This window comes from Labrys miyagiensis, assembly GCF_030160835.1.
Classification (GTDB): domain Bacteria; phylum Pseudomonadota; class Alphaproteobacteria; order Rhizobiales; family Labraceae; genus Labrys; species Labrys miyagiensis.
In genome coordinates this window covers 158,207-179,706 of record NZ_BSPC01000005.1, presented here as the reverse complement: position 1 = coordinate 179,706, position 21,500 = coordinate 158,207, and the positions used below count along the sequence as shown (strand labels likewise).

Below are 21,500 nucleotides of genomic sequence, written 5' to 3'. Positions count from 1 at the left end.
CTTAAACTCCGAGACGAACCGGGATATCGGTAGGTGAGCGGTACAGCTCGGCGTCTGTTGTCGGATCTTGAACGACCACCCGGAGCGACGGTGAACTCTCATCGCTCAGTAGGAACGCGACGGTGACGGGCTTGCCGGCTTGAAGCTTCACGCAGCCTGTCGCGCGATCAAAATCGCCATCGACGGCCATGCCCACCCCGCCAACCTGCTTTCCCACTGAAATCAGCAGCGGTCGGACCACCAATTCGTTCGAGAAGAGAGACAGATTTTTCCCGTCGAGCTGGATCGTCACGCTGAATATGCGGTTGGTGACCGCGTCAGGCAGACCGGTCGCTGTCACCGGTCCTGCGTTCGCCCGTTCTGCTTCTCTCGCCTTCATGCGGACCGTGACCACCGGGATGAGCATCTCCTGCAGTGAGGGGCCGCCGTGGTGGAAGGCGAGATCACCGCCCGCTTTGAAAACGCCGCTCCCGACGGGGAACACGAAATCCAGATCGGATTCATACCCGAGCGCCGAGGCAGTGACCCGAACGCAACCAGCCGGGGTTGCGCCACCGCGGCCAATCCAACAGCGACGATGCAGGTCAATTTCGTCGCCCCCCGGCGGGTCGATCCGCATCGACTCATCGCGGTCCGATGGGAAGAACAGATGCCCGTGATCAGCGGTCAGCACGCTATGCTCGACGCCCGCCGCGGAAAGCTTGCGGATGGCCCGGGCCAAATTGTCGATAACCGTATCCATCACCTGCCGAGCCTGGAACGTGAACCCCCGCTCGCCGGCATGATCGATCTCCTGAGACCGCACGATGATGACCTGAGCGCCCTCAATCTTCTTGGCAAGCCGGGAGGGTTGGAGACTGAGCAGTTCGTCCAGAGCAATGTCGGCAAGCCCAGGCACGCGCGCGGCGGCAAATTTCTTCCGCGCGGCTAGGTCGGGAAGGAAAGCGTCGTCGATCTTTGCGCCGAGCGTGCCGGCCTGCTCGACAACGCTGAAGCTTGACGATGCCCCCGGCTGCAGTGCGGCCATACCGATTGGCGTGATGCTCGGTAGCGCACAGACAGCAGGTCGCACGCTGACTTCCACGGACTTTGGAAGCCGCTCGGAGAGTTCGACACCCATTTCGAAACGCATGGCGTCAACGAAGAAGTACGCCACGGGCTTGGGCTGCTTCGAGACGATCTCGCTGTATATCCGTGTTTGGTGCAATGACGGCGAGACCGTCCATTTTGCCGCGACAAGAGCTCTCGTAAAGCCATCGGCCATGACGCGGCAGGCGTCTTCGTAGACGCCCCGAACCACGCCCAGCGGACGCTCCTCCGGTTCGTCGTCGAGATTCGCGACCCATGCCTCAAGGCGGCGTTGAGCTTGGTCCAATCTGAACCAGCCGTCTTTGGCTGCGTATGCGCCAATCCAGGCATTGGCGTCGCCACCGGCTTTCCCGACCGCGGCGCGCACAGCCACACCGAGGCTCCCCAGCTCGGCCATGCGGCGACACGCCTCCCACTGGGCCTTCCGTCCGACATCACGATCTAGCCAGAAGCTATGCTCACGCCCACCGATGATTTCGAGAGCCTGATCGAACTTCTTCTCCGCGACCAGGTCGCCGCAATGGGCCAGCAGCACGCTTTCCTCAAAGCGGAACGTGTCGATCGACCCGAGAGTCCCGGCGGGGACGAGGGCGTCGCGAAGCCCCAGCTCGGCCTCCACGCGATCGGCCATCGCGGGATAAACGTCGGAGAACTTCGAGCGAAGCTGATGGGCTAGCTCCCGAACCGCTCCTTCCTCATCCTTGGTCTTCGGCGCTGGGATAGCGTCAAGAACCGAAGGGGGGGTGCCGCTGAGCTCGCATCTGAATTCACCTGCAAGGCCATACCGCAAGGTGATGGATCTCAGCTTTGGCAATGTGGCGTCGTCAGGAAGCTCCAGCCCGAGTTTCGAACGCACGAGCTTCACCAGCTCACGGGTCGCCTCTTTTGCCTCAATCTCGGCATCGCGCTCGTCGCTCGCGAGCCAAGACGCGATGATGCCCTCGTTCCCCGATGTGCTGTGGAAAATCGACTTCAGAACCGATGGCGGCTCGGTAGACGATATGTCCGATGATGCGCGCGCGAGGTCCTCATAGGAAACCCGCTCCGGCGCCAGCATCTCGTCAATCACGCCGTCGGTGTAACGCTGGCGCAGCACATTGCGCGCGAGCCGCTTCAGCTGCGGCTCATAGCAATCTCCGGCTTTTTCGAGTTCCATCAATACGGAGCCATGGCGATCGCGCTCGCAGCCCGGCAGGTAAACGATTATGCACTCCGCCGGCGCGTCGCCGCATACGAAGGGCTCTACGACCGCACGCAGCTCGAACATCGAGCCATCATATTCGGTCAGCCGCGCCGCCATGCCGCTGACTGTCACGGGCACAGCCTCATCGCTGGTCCGCGCGCTACCCCGCAATTCAGCGGTAAACGACGCGAACTCGCGGCGAACATCGTACCAGACAACTACCTTCCTGGCTTTGAGCCTCTCGGCAAGCTGCTTCGAAATATAGTCATGCAAGGGGTGCATCAGCTGAGACCTCCGCTTTCCACCTTGGACAATTCTTGAAAGCGAGCAGCGAACCAGCGAAGGCGCGCGACGCCGTCGGAGACGGCATCGCCCGACGAAGACACAATGTAATTTGCGACCTTGGGTAAAAGCAGAATGAGTAGAAGGTCGGAGGAATTTCGGTCCGGCGTGAACCGCGCATCACCTTTGGACGCCAGTTTCCCCGAAAATTCATCGAGCGCGTTCTGAGCGGCTGCTGTCATCGGCTCGGCAACAGTGACCAGCTTCCTGATGCTTTCGGGCGATACAAGTCGAACTGGTTGTAGCGCTTCGTACAGCGGGCCGGCGTTTCGCCCAAAATCAATACCGGGAAACCAGCCGCGGACCCGTGCCACAAAGTCATAGACGTCCGTGAACACGCCACCATGTTCGCGCTGCCGGCGCTCGGTCTCGGAGAACAGGCTTCCTATTGTCATATCGCCCTGCCGAACGGCATGGCCCAGCATGACAAGCAGATTGCGCTCCTGGTCTGAAAGTGAACCCGTGAGGGGTTTGTAGCCAAGATCGTGCTCAACCTCGTTCCAGACATGGGCCATCATGCTGCACACCTGGACCTCGCAAGGAACATCCGAGACGTTCGCGTAGGTGCCGATCACATCGCCTTCCGGCAGAAATGCCTCGATATGCGTAGCGCGATAGAAGTTGTTGTTATCCGCCGCGTTCTTGTCCTTCCGCTCGCTGTTTGGCGGAGCGCCACGCAAATCCACGAACCGGTTGCAGACCAGCTGAACGACCTGATCCTCATGCCTTTGTTCGTAGGTCGCTATTCGAACAGCGGCGAGATCCCGCACTGCGTCAAATACCGACTGCACACTCGGCAGGTCCTTCTTCCCAGAAGCAGCGAAGCGACGGAGCTTTCCTTCAAGGCTCTTGGGACTCTTTGCGCGAAATGTGACTTGCGCTCGGATGGCGTTGCCTTCGACAATTTCAAACCTGCAGATCTCGGCGACGCGCGCAGAGAGTTTCAGATATCGGTCGTATTCGCGGTGATAGCGAAGAACTGCGTTTTTGATCGTGTCTTCGGAGATCGTCACTATGATGATCTCCGTGTTCTTGCCGTCGAACCGTTCGGCGCTGACGCTCCCGTCAGTCCCTGCAAAGCGGCCTTGACAGCAATCGACGTACGTTCACGGACAAGCTCATCGATTGGGCGCTTTGGAGTTGGCCGCGGCTTCCACTTCCCGTCATTCGAATCGGCCCAAAGAAGATCTTCAAGTCCGTGGGCGATGGCGAGGCTGCGGTCTGTCGCGCATTTCGGTACCACACGCTCAGGCCATAGATGGATGGCGATGTGCGACCAGTCGAATTTTCCGGCCACGAGATCTTCCCACTTTGCCTTCAGCTCCTTCTGCCAAGGCTTGTGCTGAGTCATGAGCCGCCAGAGCGGGGCCATTGTCAGCACGACGCCATCGTCAAGAATCGGGTTCCAAAGGGGAGCCACATGCCTCAAATCCTCCAGGAGACTTTGCAATTCCCCGATGAAACTCTCCTGGGATTCGATGATTTTGCGCTGTGCCGCGTTCGGATTCGGTCCCGCGTCATTTCGGAGACCCTCGAGCTGGCGCTGCTCATGTGCGAGCTTTGGCGAGACATAGTCAGTCTGGACCCGAAAGAACGTGTCCTTGTTTAGGTCGTGAAGGTAGAGCCAAACGGAGTAGCCCCCTGAGGGCGTCGCAAGTTGCCAGTAGATTGGCGCCTTTCGGCCGCTTTTTGTGTACATCTTGAGATGCGCAGGGAAGAAATCGCGAGCGAGGCTGCGCCGTAAGGTCGCGGCCTCCAACATTGGCTGGCCCACGCGTTCATACACCGCGTTGACTCGCGCGGCGAGATCGTCCGCGTGGCCGGGATCGTCGACGAGCACCCCTTTACACGGCATGAACGGGGCTTCGCCGTTCGGCACCATCCCCGGGCTTGTGTCCGGCAACGCATCAAACGGTTCCGGCTCTGCTGGGATTGCGCGTTCTCCTGTCGCAAGCCGAATATCAAACCGGCCGAATGCGACGCCGACGGCCCAAGATTGTAGGGAGAATTGGTCATTGTCGTCAGCATTTGCGTCAGTATTCTTGTCTTCGTTATCGTCGATGTCTGCAACGATCTCTGCTGACGCAAAAACTGCCGCACCTGCAATCTCCCGCTTGTCAGACTCGTCGAGTCCAAAAATCTCAAAGGCAATCGCATCGATTTTTGACTGTAGTTCGAGCAATGTGGCGCCAGTAGTGCCGTTGGCTCCAACGTTAAGCGGCTTGGGCAGCGCGAACGCTAAAGAGGTTTCGACGGCCGTGTCTGCAGCGCGTGCTGCGCTCCACGCGCTTCTGGCAAGATTTGACAAAGCTTTGGCTTGGTCTGCGGACGGCTCTGCCCAAGGAAGTTTCTGTAGAACTCCAACAATGAATTCTGGATATCCAAATCGTCCAAGCAATGCCTTGAAAAGATAATCAAACGGTTTGCTATTAAAAATTGAAAGTCCAGCCAATAGAATAGACCCTGGCAGAAATACAGAATAGCCCCGGACCGAAAATATGCAACCTGAAGGCATCGGCTGCGGAGCGAACCGGCTTGCTCGAAGGGGCCATGTCATTCCGGGTAGTAGGTAATACTCAGAGCTGGCGATCCTCCGGGACCAATGTACCGTTCTTGGATCTGAAGGATTTGATACCACCCAAGCCTTCAGTTCCTTGCCTTCTTCATCCCAATTAATGGTGAGATGAAGAGATGCGTAGAACGGAGACAACTCGCCGCCCTTAGCAAAAGGGAACCATTTCTTCCCTCTTTTCCGCGAATCAATTTCCCACTGTGCTCGCAAGAAGCGAAAGTCGTCCGCGGTTGCTAGGCCCTGCCTAACCGCTCTCCCGTTGCCCTCAACAGCAGGGAATCGATTGAAGGCGGCGCGCACGCCAGCACCAATCCAGTACGCGAAGGGCGTTCCGGGTAATTCTTTGAACTGCGAAAGATTCGGTGTGAACCGATCAGTCAATTCGCCAGAGATCACTCTCTTGATGGCAGAGGCTTTGTCCTCTGCAGCAACGGCCCGGATAAAGAGCGTCATACTACTGCCTCTAAACAATAGGCGGCGGTCTCAACCATGGCACCGTCGAGCACGCCAACTCCTAAATCGGCAACGACCGTGGGCGGAGCCTTAGGCATCAAAATTTCCTCTCGCCATTTTCGGAAGCTAGACAGAAAGAAGCCGGTTCGTGAGGTTATGGCTCCGAGCCGCCCACGTGGGTAAAGAAGCTCAATGCCACGCTCCACGAAGGCGGCGTAAACGTCATTCTTCGTCCGAGGGTAACTCTTTTCGAATTCCTTCCTGCCGGGAACGCTGCATGCCCCAAAGGGCGGATTCATCAAGACGACGTCAAATCTTGTTCGAATCACGTCAATTAGGGCCATCCCCTGGGCGGCATCACCTGCAAACAACCGCCGCCTCACGCCGGAACGGTCAGACGCCGTCTCGGCGAACGCTCGTAGTGCCTCGATTATCCTGGCTTCAGCCTCGTGGAAAAAGCGGTCGTCATCGATGCCTGAGAGGTCGAGCGCCCCTTGTTTCGCCTCCGGCTCCAGGCCAGGCAGGAATGCGGTGGTTCCTCGTTGCTCTAGAAATTGCTCGCGAGCCCGACGCAGCTCCCCGGCGATGCCCTCTTCCACCCGAAGAAGCGTGCCCAGTTCGCCAGCCAGTCGGCATTCTCCAACCATTTTCTTCAACAGGTCGCGCAGCAGGGGGGGATCGAGACGAGCAGTGAATTCGTCAACGAGAGAATCATTGCCGGGCATTGATTCCGCCACGACGATATGTGTCCGCTGGATTCTCGGTCGATTGGACGCGCTAACGCCAAGTTCCTTCCATGCCCGCTGCGCCCGCATCCATAGCGCCAAGGCCGCAATCTGTGCACAGCGTGGGTCGATATCCACGCCGTAGAGATTATGTTCAACGATCAGCCTCGGGGCCGCTCTACGGAGGTCGGTTAGGTCGGGGTAGTCTTGGCGCAGCGAGCGGCCCGTTGCCTCACTTATCGGATCGGCACCCTCCGCCAACCATGCCTCCTCGTAAATTACCAGCATGAGGTCGAAGCTGTAGAGCAGGAAATGCCCCGAGCCGCAGGCAGGGTCCAGACTCCGAAGGTCGCGTGGATCCTTTCGAGGGCGTGCGTGGATCGAGTCATCGGCGGAGCGCACTAAGTATTCGCAAATCCCTGTCAGACGCGTTTTCTCTCCGTGCATCTCCAGCCAGAGGTGGCCGAGCGTGTTATCGACAAGAAATTGCACAACATATCGCGGAGTGAAGAACTGGTTGCGTACGGCCAATTCGCGGCTATTGCGCGGGGCCGGGCTATCGTCGCGCATTTTCTTGCGCTCGTCGCCGCTGTTGAAGAACTGGTAGACCCACCCGATCGTCTCATCCTCACCCCAAACCCCCGACAGGTCAGATGCGTTAAGGATGGTCAGCATCGCTTCGAACGTCTGGCGCTTGGGCCACAGGACGGAGGCGGCATCGCGGCGGTCGAACAGAACTTTGATTTCGGTCGAGAACTCATCGAACAGGCTCTCAACATAGAGGCGATAGCCTGCGGCATCGGGGAGCAGGGCCACACCTGGTGCCATGCCGCAGAACTCTCTGAAACCGGCGGACTGCTCGCCTTTCGTGATGCACTCCTGAACCAGTTGGCGCGCCTCCAGCATCTTGAGCGCGACAAAGCGATTAAGTGTCGTGAATGCGGAATCCCGGACATAGTCTGTGACCGCCTCTACGGCCGTCGTCCCGGCGGCACGTTTGTGTTCAACGGTGGCGACGATCTTGTCCCGCTGAAACTGCTGGCGGGAGGAAAGATGCGCACCGCCTGTCGGAGCGATGACGCCGCTTCGCAGCACATCGAATGTCCCTTCGAGTTGCGACGAAAAATCCTCATCGAGCAGCTTCCGCGCCTGCTGGGTTGCTCGTTCAATGGCGTTGCGTGTCGTCTTATCCATGGAGTGCGCCGATCACTGAACGATCACCTTCTTGCCGGTGCCGATCAGGCGCGAACATTCCTCCCGAATGCCGGCGAGGGCGGCATCAAGCTGTTCCTCGGTCTCAACCCCTCCAGAGAAATAGCCACCTAGCCTCACCGTCGCGACCCGATCACCATCGACAATGCGGTGCAACTCCGCGACGGCGTCTTGAAGACGCGTCTCGCAGGCATCCAGCTCCGAGCGGAGCTGAGGAATTGGCACCCGCTCCTGGTCCCGCGTCATTCCGCGCTCCAACGGAGCCGCCAGCTTCTGCTGCTGGTCCTGGTCAATTCCATCCCAGCCAGGCGTATGCGCCAGCCGGTCAATGGCTTGAGTGTAGGCGGCGATCCGGGCTTCCAACGCTTCGTCAAAACGGCGCGCGTACTCAGCGTCGATTGCCGAGGCATGTTGGTCAATAGAAGGCAACTCCCGGTAAAAGGTCTCCCGTGCCAGGAGGTCTTCAAGCCCCGCCGCCTTGGCTCGGAGATCCTCGCTGACATCGGACTCACCGCGCAGGAAGGGCCAGGCGAACCTCAGCGCATCGCGCGCCCGATCAAGGTCCCGCAAGCGAGGCTCCGAAAGGGCTTGGTCAAGCTCGGTCGCGCGTTTGATTGCATCCTTGATCGACCGGTGCGACGCGTTGAACGTCGCGATCGCGTTGTCCTCTGAACCGCGCAGGACCGCCTTCATCTGACCGATGGCGCCCTCGAGGACCGTAGCGCCGGGGAGTCGCGATGCGATGAGCTGGCCGTGCGCTGAGGCAACCGGGTCCTCATGCCGCGCGATCTCCTTGCGAAGCTCGGACACGATGGCTCCGGCGTTGAGCTCCCGGACTTCGCTTCCAAACGTGTCCCGGAAGGCCTCCGAGGCCTTCACAAGTTCCTCGAACTCGATGCCCTTTTTCGGTCGGAACGAGGCCTGACGGAAAAAATTGTTGTTCGAGAAAGTGTCGCGGGCTTCGATCCCTGTCGCGGAGTCGATCGTCTGGCCTTTGCTGGTCGCCTGAATCTTTCCGGCCCGTAGCAATGAGAGCGCAAGCAACCGCACAACTTCGAAGTCCCAACCGAAGGGCTCTTTCGCCAGCTCGTCCGCGAGGAACCGGCCGCTCGCGGTGTCCCCGTAATTGGCGCGCTCCTCGATCCGCGACAGCACCTCAGCAAGGGCGCCACTTTCAACGCGGAAGACGGTCTTCCCCTTTTCATCGCGCAAGAGCCCGAGCGTACCGAATACCGACGGCAGACCTTGGAGGTTCTCCGCGGTAAACAGCGCATCGACGCCTTTCTTCACGTCGGCAGGCTTGGCGGCGGCTTCCTTGAAGCGATCGAATACCTCCGGAAGCACATCGCTCAGGATGTCAGCCGCGCTCTTGCCCATGTCGACGGCCCGATCGTCGGGGCTTCGGTCATTGCCGCGGAAGCTGACGCTGCCGGCCAGGCAGGCGGCCTTTATTAGCCGGCGCAATTCGTCCTGGTGCCGCCTCTGCCGGATTTTCTCTTCGCCGATGAGCGCGGTTTCGTCCGCCGTTTTGGCTTCACGTTCCTTCCTGGCCAGCATCTCTTTGGAGCGGAAGAGTTCGACAGTTTCTCGGTCTATCGCGTCGTTGAGCGCGACAGCCCAAAACACGCTCTTGCGCTCCTGTTGGCTACGCGCACGCAGTTCCGTCGCCAGTGCCTGGAAGGATGCGCCAACTTCAGCGAGCTGAACGTGGAACATCATGTCGCCATCGACGATCTCTCGGCCATGGATGGAGAGACCCGCTTTGAACGTCTTGGTGTCAAAGAGCGTGTGGGTTGGCTGCGGCTGCCAGAAAGCGGCCAGTACCTCGGAGTAGATTCGATGTGCATCGCCCGGCTTCGGGCTGATCCCGTTGCGAATGCGCTCCCAATCGTCTTCCGCCGGCGTCGGAATCCGATATCCGTCGTCGCCGAGACGAACCTTGTTGGCGGCCTCAAGCTGACGAAGTGCGTCCTTCACCGCGGCAAGCTGGGAATCCCCGGCGACACCGGGATGGAGCGCCGCTGAGATGTTTTCCGCCGTGCGGTGAACGCTCTTCACGTATTGCAGCAGGCAAATCACCTTGGCGACCGGCTGCGCGAGCGGATGTTCAAGTTCCTTGGATATGGCGGAGATCTTCGCCCGGACCTCAGAGCCAATGTTGCCCTCGACGAGGTCGTAGACCTGATCGAGCCTGGCTACGGAGCCGATTGGCTGGTCTGCAAGATTGACGGCCGGATTGATGAGCAGCTGCTGGGCCAGCTTGATGATGGTGCGGTTCGCGCCGCCCACGTGCTTGCTCGCGCCGCCTTGCGTCCGAAGCCCCGAGACGACCTGGATGATCAGATCAATCTGATATGGCAGCAGAGGGTAGAGATCTATGAAACTGTCACGCGTGAGCTCCGGTAGTTTGATATCGGCGGTGAGACGGGTGTGCTCCGTGAACCTTCCGCGATGCTGGTCAAATAGCTCTCCCAACGTCTTCTGCGCAGGGGCATTTTTCGACAGAACTCGTCGGCTGGTGACCTCGGAGATGTCCGACGGCTCCAAATGAACCTGAAGAGGGAAGCGGTCCATGAGGCGGGCAAGCTCGATCTTCTTATCGTCGAGGCCGCTGACGAGCTCGCCAAGTTTCTCTTGCGAAGTGACGACGATCCAGTGTTTGCCTCGACCTTTGACGCCGAGGCTCTGAACAACGGCCTGTAGGTCGAGCATCTTTTGTATATCGCGAGCAACGAACTGGCCGACTTCGTCAACGACGAACATGAGAGCTTGGCCAGGTCGCCGGCGCTTCATCAATTCATTGGCGCGCTCCGCCAGTTTCCCGGGAGAGATGTCAGCCTTGTTTTTGACTGCCTTTACCCAGGAGTCGGCCATGGGGTACGTCTCGGGATCGAGGCTGTGTAGAACCCGGCTCGCCTCACTGAGAGCGAAGGCAACTTTGCCTTTCTCGAATGACCATTCCTTCTGGAAGAGACGACCATACTCGGCCTCAAACCCCTCAAGTTGGCCCTTCTCTTCAAGGGCGATTTCCAATTCGGAGAGGTCGAGATCTTTGGCATAGCCAAGGCTCTGAAGGAAAAGACCGTACATGATCTCGGTGAGAGACTGGTTCCCGCTCCTAATCCCTCGATCAGTCGAGACATCGAAGATAACGGCGTGGGTAGGAATCTGCTCGTTTATCGCCTTTAGGAGGACTTGAAGCTTGTTGTCGCCAGCTCTTTGAGCGAACCGATTACCGGCAGGAATTCCCGCGACAGCGCGGTTCTCGATCGATAGACCCAGCATCTTCGCAAAGCTGGATTTACCCGAGCCGAAGAAGCCGGACACCCAGATCGCGATGCCCTCGTGCGGCTTGTTCGGGGTCTCGCGAAAGGCGTCGAAAATATTGGTGTAGTGGGACCGAATGGCGTCGGTCACCACGTACTCATTGATTTCGTCGCGTAGGATGTCATCGCTGGTCTGATCGACCTTGATGACTTCCTCGATGCGACGATGAATGTCATTTGCAAAAAGACTTTTGATCGGTTCGTTGGCCATCATTGAAATCCCGTCAAAAGATTTTTGGGCGATAGTTATGCTCGGCTGCGAGCACGCCCATGAACCGGAGCCCGGCGGCACCGTCGAGATCGCCTGGGTAGAACAAGACCGCGGGCACGGTGACCCGTCCCTTCAGCTGCTCCAACAATGAGAATGTGCGGTAGACGGGGAACAAGGCGCCGGTCCGCATGATGAAGACGACATCGCTAAGCGGGTCGGGATCGTCAGGCATCCGCGCAGCCACGAGATCAACCAGGGGCGCGTACTCCGAAAGGACTGAATGCACCGTCTCGACTATCGTGTCCGTGCCCTGCTCACGCTCCGCTGCGAACCAATCTTCGAGCGGTCTCTGAGATCTCATTGCCTCATCAAGACACTGAGCCAATGAGATGCGGCTTACGCGCTTTCCCTTTTGAGTAAGCCGGGTATCGAGCAGGGAGATTTGTTTGCGTAGCTCGAACTCCTCTTCGGGTTCATAGCGGCAGAGCGCGTAAGGCATGTCGTGGTAAGCGCTTATGCGCTCACGCGGGTCAGCCAGCTCGAGTATGGGTTCGAGGCTCGTCTTGATGCGGTGTACGAGATCGCTCATGCCACCATCCTTTCCGCATACTCGCAGGCATTGGCGAAGGGCAGCGTGAGTTGGACGATGCTGCCGGCGATCTGGTAGTCCAGCTTCCGATATTGATGAAGCCGAAGGAGCTCCCGCTCAACATCTGAAGGCTGCATCAGGAACATCCGCCAGTCTTCCGACGCGAGGACTTTTCCCGGGCTCTGCATCTTTTCGCGAAGAACATAGAGGAGGTAAAGAAAGCTCCGCTCAGGCAAATGATAGCTGACAAATTCTTTGACAACGCTTCCGCGGAGCAAGTCAAAATCAACCGCCATCTTGAGCAATGCGACCGCGACGCGGTTCAGCGTCGTCTCGCTCCAAGCATGTTCGGTGGCACCACCTCGAAGGCCCACGCTTCGAAGATGCGCGTGGAGGTCTTCCGACCGCACACGATAGGCTCCCGAAACAAACTCCGGGAAAAGCCAGTTGGTCAGAAAGTCGCGAAGCAAGAATTCGTCGCGGGTCATATGCCAAAGCAGAATCGGCTTCCATTCTTCGATGGGGCAGCCATTCTTCGCCAAGAGCACCAGCGCGCGATCACGAGCGCTTGGGTCAAATCGGCGATTCAGCACCTTTGCGAGGTCACGAAGCCAAGTGGCCGTACCAGCACCGATGAAGTTCTCGCGTTTCAAACGATCGAGATTCTCCTTCTTCGAAGCGCCGAAATCCCATGCCGCGAAAACCGCATACGTTTCATCGATCATGGCTCCCTTAATGAGAGTGAACGACGAAGCGACGTGGGACCGGTCCGGCGCCTTCATGCGTTGTCCAGTCGCGCGTATGGGACGGCCAGCGCGCCGGGCTCACCACACGCAAATCCGAGCGCAAGGGAAGCGATGTCCTGGTTTGTATCGGCAAACGAAGCAGGCAACGGCACTGCGCGCCCCTCGGCCGAGCGACGCAAACGTGAGAACCGCTCGGAATCTTCGTCAGTGATCAGATCAAAAGATTGGAGCGCCGTCTTAAGCTCGGTCGCTTTCAGTGCCTCAAGTTCCAGGAAGAGCGGCTTCCACTCGTCTGCCTGATCAAGCCAACGTTCCCAATGCGTCTCGAATTCCTCCTCCACCGCTTCAGGCAGTTGCCAGAGGGTGACGCTTTGCGGCGGATCGAAAACTTCACGACAGCGAAAACCTGCGACCGCGAATACGGATCGCGCCTGGGCAAAATAGTGGGTGCGTGGGAATCCGCGCCGTACCGCCGCACTTCCAAGCCGACTGAGCTGTCCGCGAGTGTTCCACCATTTGGCGAGATCCATCTCGCCAACTCTCGCGACGACCAATCTCAACTTCAACAGTCGATCATAATCAATTCCAGCCTTCATCATTGGCGGGCGACCCTGATACAGCAGGCAAGAGAGTGCAGACCGAAACCGATCTTTGGTACAATGGGTGATTCCAAGCGGCAAAGGACAGCCATTCAGCTCCTTCCCCCATCTCGGATGCTTGCCTTCTGTTGTTCGATCCATTGATCAATATCGACGCGCTGAAATCGCCACTGCCCTCCCACCTTGAAAGCGGGAAGCTGGCCCTTCTGAGCCATGGTGTAGACAGTCTTTTCAGCGACCTTGAGCAATTGGGCCACCTCCGGCAGCGTTAGGATTTCATCCGGCATAGACCGGTCCCCTTCTTTGGAAAGGAGGGCAACAGATGCCAGAATTTGCCGGGTTTCGCCATTTCAATTCGTCGGGCGCTGGCGATTTCCACTGACATCTCGGGTGGGAAAGAGGCGGAAATAGGATTGCTTTGGAGAGACAGGGGTTACGCCTCTATTGTGTGCGTAACGGGGAATAAAAATCATGCATATTGAGACTTTGCGGATTCAAAACTTCCGACGCCTAAGAGATGTACAGATCGATCTAGCATCTGACATCTCAATTTTTGTTGGCGCGAACAATAGCGGAAAGACGTCGGCTTCGCATGCTCTGCAGCTTTTCATGGCGGCGTCTCGCGAGCGCTTTTCGGTTCACGACTTCAGCGCTGAATGTTGGGCGACAATGGATGCCTTTGGTTACGGCGTGGACGGCGCGATCCTACCGACAATTTCACTCGACGTCTGGTTTCACGTCGACGCTCCAGATCTCCACCGCGTCGTCGATCTGTTGCCAAGCCTCGCCTGGGAAGGGACGCTGGTCGGCCTGCGTGTCGAGTTCGGGGTGACCGACGTCACGACGCTCCTCGCAAACTTCCGGGAGGCACGCGAACGGGCTCGCGCGAACATCCGTCCTGGAGCCAACGGTGGGGCAGACTATCATCCGTCACCACGCACACTTCGCGATTATCTAGCCGCACAGGCGTACGAGTATTGCGTCTTGAGCTTCCCTTTCGACTCTGAACTAGATGTTGTGATCGAGACCATCCGGATGATGCCGCACTTCGTTGAGCGGCCGTTTGTGAATGGCCGCCGGCATTATGTTGTCGCGAACGAGACCACGATCGGCGAGAACTTCGCGGAGCGCTGGAATACGGAGCCGGGACGGGTGACAGCGTTCTACGCCTGGCACGGGAAGGCCTTGGCCGACTTTGAGGGCCTGCGGGACCTGGAAGGCGTCGATCTCATTGCGAGTAGCCTCGGCAAAAGCCTGGGTAATTCAATTGTCGGAACAGTGATGGATTCAAGGACGCAGACGGTGTCTCAAGCGCGGGTAGGCAGCAAACTCTATGTGGCGCCGGCGGTCGGCCTGACGCTGACGACACAGGCGAACGCCACCCAGGTGCGGCCGAATACGTTTTTTGGAGACTAGGTGTGCGACCCGGTCGCCGCCCTGATTTGACACCGGCGCAGCAGTTCATATTCCTGCGCGCCAACCCGGTTTGTGTCGGGATCGGACGGCTGTGTGCCACCGGATTGGTGTGGGAGTATCACGTAAGGCCGACGCCGCTCAGTCGAGAATATCTGGTGCGCGTCACCTTCGGTCGCAGCGAGGTGCCCGAGGTGTTCGTCATTAAGCCTGACCTTTTGAAACTCGCCGACGGTCGGCCGCTGCCTCATGTCTAACATAACCCGTTGCGCCTATGCCTGATCCTCCCGGGAACGCAGGAGTGGACCGGCACGATGCGGATTGATCAGACGTTCGTGCCTTGGGCCGCGACTTGGCTCTTCTATTTCGAAGAGTGGCTGGTGTCGGACGAATGGAAAGGTGGGGGCCAGCATCCCGGCGAGAATAATCATGGACCGTATAATCGCTCTGTCCGGCGAGCAGTGCGATGACGAACCGACCGATAAGCCAACTAACTTCTACCTCAAGTTTGCGTGTGCAGTGTTGCTGCGGCCAGCCTGAAGCCATGTTATCTGCTAAGCCTGCTCGTCTTGGCGCCGGAACTGCTTTTCCAGATCCGCAATAAACTGAGGCGACGCCAGTTCCAGCGCACGAAGAACCACGATCAGTTCGACCACGTCGAGGCGGCGCTCACCAACCTCGTATTTCGCCACGAAGGATTGTGGCCGCCCCAGTGCGTCAGCAAGCTCAGCTTGTGTCTTGCCAGCCGCGCGGCGAGCCTCCCGCAGCATGCTCTGCAAGATTTGCTGCTCTGCCGTGAAGAGGCTTTTTTGCATCCGTGCCGTTGATCTTGAAACTGGGCACGACCGCTGATAATCCTCGATCGGGATTATCCCATTTTGGGATATTCGGAGCGGTGTTCTGGATGCTCGTCATCGACCCTGACCTCCTCGACAGCCAGCGCATCGGTCGCATGGGCGAGCTCGTCGTCGAGCTGGAGCTTATTGCTCGGGGCTGGTACGTGGGCAACTTCAATGCCACCACCAACAACTCCGCAGGCTGGGACCTCTTTGCTACAAGGGGCGGCCGGTCGATCAAGCTGAGGGTCAAGGCGAAGGGCCCCAGCACGGACTGCTTCCGATGGTCAGCCAAGGCCAGCGGCGCGATCTTGCTTGGCCTCGCTGAGGGAGATCGGGATGACTATGTCGCCGCGGTGAGTTTCCTGCCAGCGGGCGGTTACGAGATCTACAACGTTCCAGCGATGATTGTTGAGGAGGAGCTTCGCCGAAACCACGCTACCTACATCTCGGGGTCCAAGAGGAACGGCGAGGCCCGCAAGGATGGCAATCAGCGAAACCTCTGGATCGATGGCACCGCCGGTCGCCTGGCTCACGGCTACCGCCAAAAATGGCAGCAGTATCGAGGAAACTGGGCTTTCGCCGAGCTGTTGGCTGGCTCGATCGTCAAGAACGCATAGGTTTTGGCTGCCGCATCTCGACGTTCCGCGTAGGCCGGCGGCGAGTTGACCCCTGCATCATTCTGCCGATTCGCGCGGGGGTCCATGACGACGCCCAGGAAAGGAAGACACGGCGTAAGCAAGAGGTACCGCGCATAGCCCACCCGATGGACCGGCCGGCCGGCCCCCACGATCGTTAGCCCTCGACCTTATCGGCGCGCTACCCCGAATAGTCGCCCTCTGGCCGGCCCTGGGAGAGCCGCTGGAGGCCCTCGGCCGGCCGCGCCGCTATACCCCTATAGCCGCGGCCGACGCCGCCCCGTCGCGACACCTCGAAAATTTGATGCCCTCAAGCTATGGCGCAGCCCGACGTGACCCTGACGTGGGCTCACAGCGAGATAGCCCTGGAACACACTCCCGTTCGCGCTGGTGTCCGGCATCGTGCGAAAGCCAGGCCTGAAAAGGCGGAGGCGTGGGGCGTCGCAGCATCGCAGACCCGATAGACAACTTTGGTGCATTGCGAAGAGGCATGACGCCTTGGAGTTGAAGTCGAGGCGATGGCCCCATCCACGAGCTAGTCGGCTAGTCATGAGGCTTGGAAGTGGTTACCTACTTGCCTGAAGCAACACGATGATGCTGCATACGCAGCGAGTGGATTTACGTCGCGCTCTTCTTAAACTACCGGGTTTAGGTTTAACCGCTAAAGCGGGTTAAACCATAAACTCTGCCCTTCACAACTATAAAAAACTGGAAAGCGATTTGCTTCTAGACGTATCCCCTATGGCTCAGATCGGAAAATCGTCCTGACGAAAAAGTTCGGTCTCCAGGTCTGGCCAGATCTCAATCAACCTTTGACGGCCTTCGCGGGTAATGCTGAGGTCTTCCGATAAATCGCCGCGCTCTCGGAGTTCCTTACAGAGCTGGCTGATACGACCTGCTGTTAAGCCGGCTTTCTCACTAAGATCTGCCTGAGTACGGGGATGTCGGCGTGCGATTGTGCGCAACAATTTGTCAGCGGCCGTCGCGGTTAAATTCTCTGACGTCTTCCAAATCAGAAGCCCATCCTCGCCTGGGATCAGGCTCATGGCAAGCTCGTCTGGCATTGGCCGTATATTACGAGTTTTCGGGAATTCCAATTTGAAATACGCTCCCGTGCGATCGTACTCGTCCTCGTTTCGCTCGTCGCTTCGTTTCCTCTGCGTGGGCACCTCTGGCCGCGACAACTTAATTGAGGTGTCCAGCAGATCTTCTCGCCTTGATGCGCCGCGCTGGTCGCCTGACTTGCCGGCGTGGTGCACAAGAAGGATTGCGTATCCTTGATGGCGAAGGTTCGTTAGCCACCTGAGAAGCGAATCGAGCGCTGTGTTGTCATTTTCGTCGATACCGGCCGATAGCGACGACAAATTGTCCAGGATGATGAGATCTGGTCGCCGCCCTTCTTTGGAAAGTGCCACCAGCACTTCCGCGATCCGCTTCTGATCTTCTTCAGCGTTAATATTGAGTGGCTTGTCCGACAAAAACAGACGTTCAGAGGGCAAGAGCAGGAGATTTTCGGAATCGCCAGGATCAAGCGCACTGACACGCGATTTGAGGTCGGCAAGTGCCATCTCGCCATCTATATAGAGAACTATCCGAGACTTTGGCACCTGATAGCAGACAAAGTCGGTGCCATAGGCAACTGCGATTGCGACGCTTAGCGCTAGCCACGTCTTCCCGATACCGCGTGCTGCGTAAATCATGTTGAGGCTCGAAGTGGACAAGAACGGCCTCACGATCCAGTCGCGATCGGGGACATGCAGCGCCTTTAGCTGCTGTGACGTTAGGATGTGCGCCCGAAGCCCAGGATTGGCGTCGGTTGCAGCTGCGAGTAAGGCGTCCAAATCAACAACGCTAGGCGCATGGTCGGCCAAGTCCCACTTCTCGGGCAGATTATCCTTCGGCACTGGCACGAGGACGACGCGCTGGGCGCCAACTGCCCTGAGCGTTATGGCGACTTGAGACATCGCGGCGCGGCCTGCATCGTCGTTATCCGGCCAAAGCGTTACCTGTCGGCCTTTTAGAGGTCGCCAATCTGCCTTATTTACCGCACCCGCGCCGCCGGACCAAGACAAGACAACGCACTCGGGAAAGATGGATCTTGCCGCATCCGCAGCTTTCTCTCCCTCCACGATCAGCACAGGCTTGCCGGGCGCCTCCGCGAGATCAACAAGCCCGTAAAGCGGGCGAGGTGAATTGTAGGCCCGAGACAGCCATTTCCCATCGCCGGTACCATTGTGAGTCCAGACCAGCGGTCGGAAGTCCTTTCGCCCGTCCGATTCATCAAAGCGGGCAACAAAGTGAAGAAGAGCGCCGGCCTCATTACGATAGGAGTACACCTTCGTGGGCTCTCTGCCGAAGATTTTTCGCCAATCGGGCGGCGGCGCGGCCTCTGGAACAATTTGGGCGCTATTGAAATCAGGCGAGGGCACTCGGCCCTTTTTTCTTTCGGTTCGATCGATTGGGCGGGGTTCCCACAATCCCAGGCGCTTGAGCGCCTCGTCGACTTCCGCAGTCGAGCATCCAGCGCGACATTTCCGAATAAGACCGCCGTCAGCACCATCCGCGAGATAGAGGGAGGGCTTTTTGTCATCATGGGCGGGGCAGCACGCCACGAAGCCGCGACCGCTGCGGGACGGCTTTTCGAGGGCGTATGCTATCGCCTCAGCAGTGAGACCGAGGGCCATAGCTCAACCCCCACTCTTACGGGTTACGAAAGAGGCTGACCGGGACTGGCTAGCAAACGCAGATTCGCGAGAGAAGCCATCTTCGCAAATTGTCGATGCACCGACCGTATTGCTGGAAAGCCAGCTCAGCAGGTCGCTCTCGCGGTACCGTATGGCACCGCCGAGCTTGCCACCCACGCGAATGTACGCAGGGCCAATGCCCTGGCTGCGCCAGCGGCGAAGCGTCGAACCAGAGACGCGTAGAAGTGCGGCAGCCTCCTTCTCGGAGAGAAGCTGAGGCTTGGGTCGTGTCTGAAACATTGAAGGGCTCCTCGTTATGAAGAGCCCTCCTATTCATGCCATATCCGCCCAGATGCAAAGGGGTGATTTCCCCTGAAACTCCCGCCTTGACTATTCTACGTTTGGCGGAATCACACCAAGTGTCTGGAGGTTGTTAAGTATGGCGTCGATGCGCTCCTGTCTCCACCTCCACTGGGGAAGGCTCAGTTCAAGCTCGTGTGCATCTGCGGGTTCGACGGAGGCCCAGAAAATTTGACGGTTCTGGTCTTGTGCAGTCGATATTACCTTCATCGCCTCCTTATAAAAATTGGCGAATTTTTCATCCTCCGGGTCAGCTCCGAGCCTTTTACGTTCTTTCTGATCAAGCGCTTCCCATATGCAAGACTTCCAATCAGGATCGCCGCCCTTCAAACGGTTTCTGTAGAACAGAGCGGCTGCGCGATGAAGCACGGGAGCTTTCTCAACCCGAGCAAATCCGCTTTTTGGGCCACGCTTACCAGTCTTGCAGAGTACCGCCGCCATCGCTGCATCGAGCCTCCTCTCGATCTCAAAGGCCGATTTGTCGGCGGAATGACACCGGACAATAGCCGTTAGAATTTGCCGAAGAGCATCATTAGGATCACGGTCGAGGGATAGGAGCTGATCAATATCGAGTTTCCCGTCGAAGCCAAGCCACAAGCTGTCGCGTGGATCATTCGAATTTCCGGTGGGACCGTCATAGTTGTCATCACGTATGAAATTTGGCATTTCATCGTCAGGCGTTGTCTGCGTTTTATTTTGCCGTCGCACTCGCCATCTCCAATATCCTTTCCGCCGCCCGCTCCACCGGCCCGCGCAGCCGGTCGACGCTCATAACAATATACCCGCCCGTGACATCGCCGTCTGCTCTGTGGTTGAGCAGGCGCTTGAGGGCGTAGGCAGGGATGTCCAGGCTCTCGGCAATGGTGATGAAGGTGCGGCGCATGTCGTGCAGCGAGAATGGCACTCCAGCCGCCTTCACAACCCGGGCCACAAAGCTCTTCGTCTCGACAAGATGGCCGGTGGTACCGTTGCCCGGGAACACCCACTCGCTCTGCCCAACTCTCTCCCGACGCGCAGCGATCACGCCAGCAAGATAGCCAGACAATGGCAGGATCAGGGGATCGCCATTTTTGGTGCGCGGCAGATGCAGGGTCTGCCCAATCAGGTCAACGTCCTCCCACCTTAGGGAAGCGATCTCGTTTCGACGCATGCCGGTGAAAAGCGCGATTGTGAGGAAGTCGCGGGCGTCATCGGTCTCCGTCTGCACAGCCTCCCACCAGGCCGGCAGTTGATGGGCCGCAACCATGGTGCGGCGGCGGCGCTCGGGCGACCAAGATCTCGTGCGGGAGAGAACCTGGACCGGGTTTGGCGGAAGGTCCTCGTGGAGCGAGGCGATGAAGTTGTAGACTGACCGCAGATGCCGCATTGCCGCATTGGCCGAGAATGCGCCATGCTCCCGAGAGATCTTGCGATGCTGCGCGAGAACCATGTCGCGGGTTATCTCGCGCAGTGGTCTGCGGCGCCAGGCTGCAAGATACAACCGCGGGGTCCGCTCATAGTTGTCGACGCTCACCGGCGACAGATTTGTCTTGGCCTCGAAGAAGGTCTCGAAGGCCTTGGCGAGCGTAATGTCGCGTACCTCGCTGCTCTTCTTTGCCTGGGCCGGCGTTACGCCGCGGCCCATGTTAGCCAGGGCATCGAGAGTGCGGCGCCGAGCTTCCTCCACTGATATTATGGGATATCGCCCTATGGTGACCCTCGCGGTGCGCCGGCGAAGCTGCCCCTCAGCAATGAATGTCTTGGCGCGCGTTCCCACCCTGAGACCGAAGCCGGGAAGCTCGGTATCTCGATAGAGCGTCTGCCCACTCGCTGTCAGGGGGATTGATTCGATCGTGCGCTTCGTCAGTCGGACCGTTGGCATGGGTCACCTCCACGCCTAGTCCAGCTATAGGCACCTTGTCGAAAAAGATAGAGAAATTAGGAAGATGGGGGCCGCATGGGCCGTGGTGATACCAGAAAGGCTACTTGATCACGTTTGGGCTAAGCGGGCGGCGCTGGCGCCGGTCTCGTGGGTGTCCCGGATTGGGGTACCATTTCCAACAATCGGAAAAACGAACGCAGCCAAATGCTTATGCAGCTGGACACATAGAAAGACCTCCACGAGCCTCTCGCCGAGTTGGGCAGAAGAGGGGCTGCTTATCAATACCGTCATCGTCCAATTGAAGAGACCTCAAGGACGTCGGAGACAGCGCTCAATAAAAGGCTCACTTCGGACCTGCGCCTTACGCAAACGTAATCAGACCAGAGATGTTTGGGTAATGGAGTTCACTCGGAAAACGTGAATAATCATAGGATGTCCCCGGCTTGTAACCTCCAGACATCTAGAGTCGTGTAGCAGCGGGTAATCGCTTTAAGTGGCTCTTTCAGACCATAGTACGGTGTCGGGTTGGCATTGTCGGCCCTCCTTCAGGGTATTACTGGAGCTAGATGAATCAATCGGGCCGCCCTCCTGGAAAACACTAACCCTTCTTGTCGTTAAAATCATAAAGAATGCGTCGGGCCGAGCGCGTCCACACACCAAC

The 21,500-nt window shown here is 58.4% G+C and carries 16 protein-coding genes and 1 pseudogene; 3 read left to right on the top strand and 14 right to left on the bottom strand.

The annotated features are described in order from the left end of the window. Position 1: 1 nt before the first annotated feature. From QQL24_RS01570 to mads1, 9 genes are all read right to left on the bottom strand, one after another. Positions 2-2,545, bottom strand: coding sequence for a PglZ domain-containing protein (locus QQL24_RS01570; RefSeq protein WP_284310123.1), 2,544 nt, complete (start codon positions 2,543-2,545; stop codon positions 2-4). An 8-nt stretch (positions 2,546-2,553) separates the two neighbouring features. Beyond that, positions 2,554-3,627, bottom strand: a complete 1,074-nt coding sequence (locus tag QQL24_RS01565) for a GTP pyrophosphokinase (RefSeq protein WP_284310122.1) — start codon at positions 3,625-3,627, stop codon at positions 2,554-2,556. Then, entirely contained in the window at positions 3,627-5,639 is a 2,013-nt protein-coding gene (locus tag QQL24_RS01560) for a BREX-1 system adenine-specific DNA-methyltransferase PglX (protein WP_284310121.1), read from the bottom strand. The genes QQL24_RS01565 and QQL24_RS01560 overlap by 1 nt, the downstream gene beginning before the upstream one ends. Further along, entirely contained in the window at positions 5,636-7,558 is a 1,923-nt protein-coding gene (locus tag QQL24_RS01555) for an Eco57I restriction-modification methylase domain-containing protein (protein ID WP_284310120.1), read from the bottom strand. The genes QQL24_RS01560 and QQL24_RS01555 overlap by 4 nt, the downstream gene beginning before the upstream one ends. Positions 7,559-7,570: 12 nt before the next feature. Then, positions 7,571-11,113: a BREX system P-loop protein BrxC gene (gene brxC, locus QQL24_RS01550; RefSeq protein WP_284310119.1), complete on the bottom strand. Its 3,543-nt coding sequence runs from the start codon at positions 11,111-11,113 to the stop codon at positions 7,571-7,573. 13 nt (positions 11,114-11,126) lie between these two features. Then, entirely contained in the window at positions 11,127-11,702 is a 576-nt protein-coding gene (locus tag QQL24_RS01545; RefSeq protein ID WP_284310118.1) for a BREX protein BrxB domain-containing protein, read from the bottom strand. Further along, positions 11,699-12,427 carry a BrxA family protein gene (locus QQL24_RS01540; protein WP_284310117.1) on the bottom strand — a complete coding sequence of 243 codons (729 nt, stop codon included), beginning with the start codon at positions 12,425-12,427 and terminating at the stop codon, positions 11,699-11,701. The genes QQL24_RS01545 and QQL24_RS01540 overlap by 4 nt, the downstream gene beginning before the upstream one ends. Positions 12,428-12,480: 53 nt before the next feature. Continuing rightward, a complete protein-coding gene (locus QQL24_RS01535) occupies positions 12,481-13,047 on the bottom strand; it encodes a BrxE family protein (RefSeq protein ID WP_284310116.1) in 567 nt (188 codons plus the stop codon). A 92-nt stretch (positions 13,048-13,139) separates the two neighbouring features. Continuing rightward, positions 13,140-13,334: a methylation-associated defense system helix-turn-helix domain-containing protein MAD1 gene (mads1, locus tag QQL24_RS01530; protein ID WP_284310115.1), complete on the bottom strand. Its 195-nt coding sequence runs from the start codon at positions 13,332-13,334 to the stop codon at positions 13,140-13,142. 184 nt (positions 13,335-13,518) lie between these two features. Here mads1 and QQL24_RS01525 point away from each other — a divergent pair, with 184 nt between their 5' ends. Next, entirely contained in the window at positions 13,519-14,463 is a 945-nt protein-coding gene (locus QQL24_RS01525) for an ATP-dependent nuclease (RefSeq protein ID WP_284310114.1), read from the top strand. 2 nt (positions 14,464-14,465) lie between these two features. Next, positions 14,466-14,930, top strand: a pseudogene (locus tag QQL24_RS36790) (type II CBASS E2 protein). A gap of 84 nt (positions 14,931-15,014) precedes the next feature. Here the strand turns inward: QQL24_RS36790 and QQL24_RS01515 are convergent. Beyond that, complete coding sequence (locus tag QQL24_RS01515; RefSeq protein ID WP_284310112.1) at positions 15,015-15,275, bottom strand: helix-turn-helix domain-containing protein; 261 nt, start codon at positions 15,273-15,275, stop codon at positions 15,015-15,017. Positions 15,276-15,364: 89 nt separating this feature from the next. Between QQL24_RS01515 and QQL24_RS01510 the strand changes: the two genes are divergently transcribed. Continuing rightward, a complete protein-coding gene (locus QQL24_RS01510; protein WP_284310111.1) occupies positions 15,365-15,916 on the top strand; it encodes a hypothetical protein in 552 nt (183 codons plus the stop codon). Between the two features lie 764 nt (positions 15,917-16,680). Here the strand turns inward: QQL24_RS01510 and QQL24_RS01505 are convergent. The 4 genes from QQL24_RS01505 to QQL24_RS01490 form a co-directional block, all read right to left on the bottom strand. Next, a complete protein-coding gene (locus QQL24_RS01505; protein ID WP_284310110.1) occupies positions 16,681-18,618 on the bottom strand; it encodes an AAA family ATPase in 1,938 nt (645 codons plus the stop codon). A gap of 3 nt (positions 18,619-18,621) precedes the next feature. Beyond that, positions 18,622-18,918 (bottom strand): helix-turn-helix transcriptional regulator, encoded by a 297-nt coding sequence (locus QQL24_RS01500; protein WP_284310109.1) that lies wholly within the window; start codon positions 18,916-18,918, stop codon positions 18,622-18,624. A 90-nt stretch (positions 18,919-19,008) separates the two neighbouring features. Beyond that, positions 19,009-19,686, bottom strand: a complete 678-nt coding sequence (locus tag QQL24_RS01495; protein WP_284310108.1) for a hypothetical protein — start codon at positions 19,684-19,686, stop codon at positions 19,009-19,011. After that, the gene (locus tag QQL24_RS01490) at positions 19,670-20,839 is read right to left on the bottom strand and encodes a tyrosine-type recombinase/integrase (protein ID WP_284310107.1); all 1,170 of its coding nucleotides are present in this window, start codon (positions 20,837-20,839) and stop codon (positions 19,670-19,672) included. The genes QQL24_RS01495 and QQL24_RS01490 overlap by 17 nt, the downstream gene beginning before the upstream one ends. Positions 20,840-21,500: the final 661 nt, after the last annotated feature.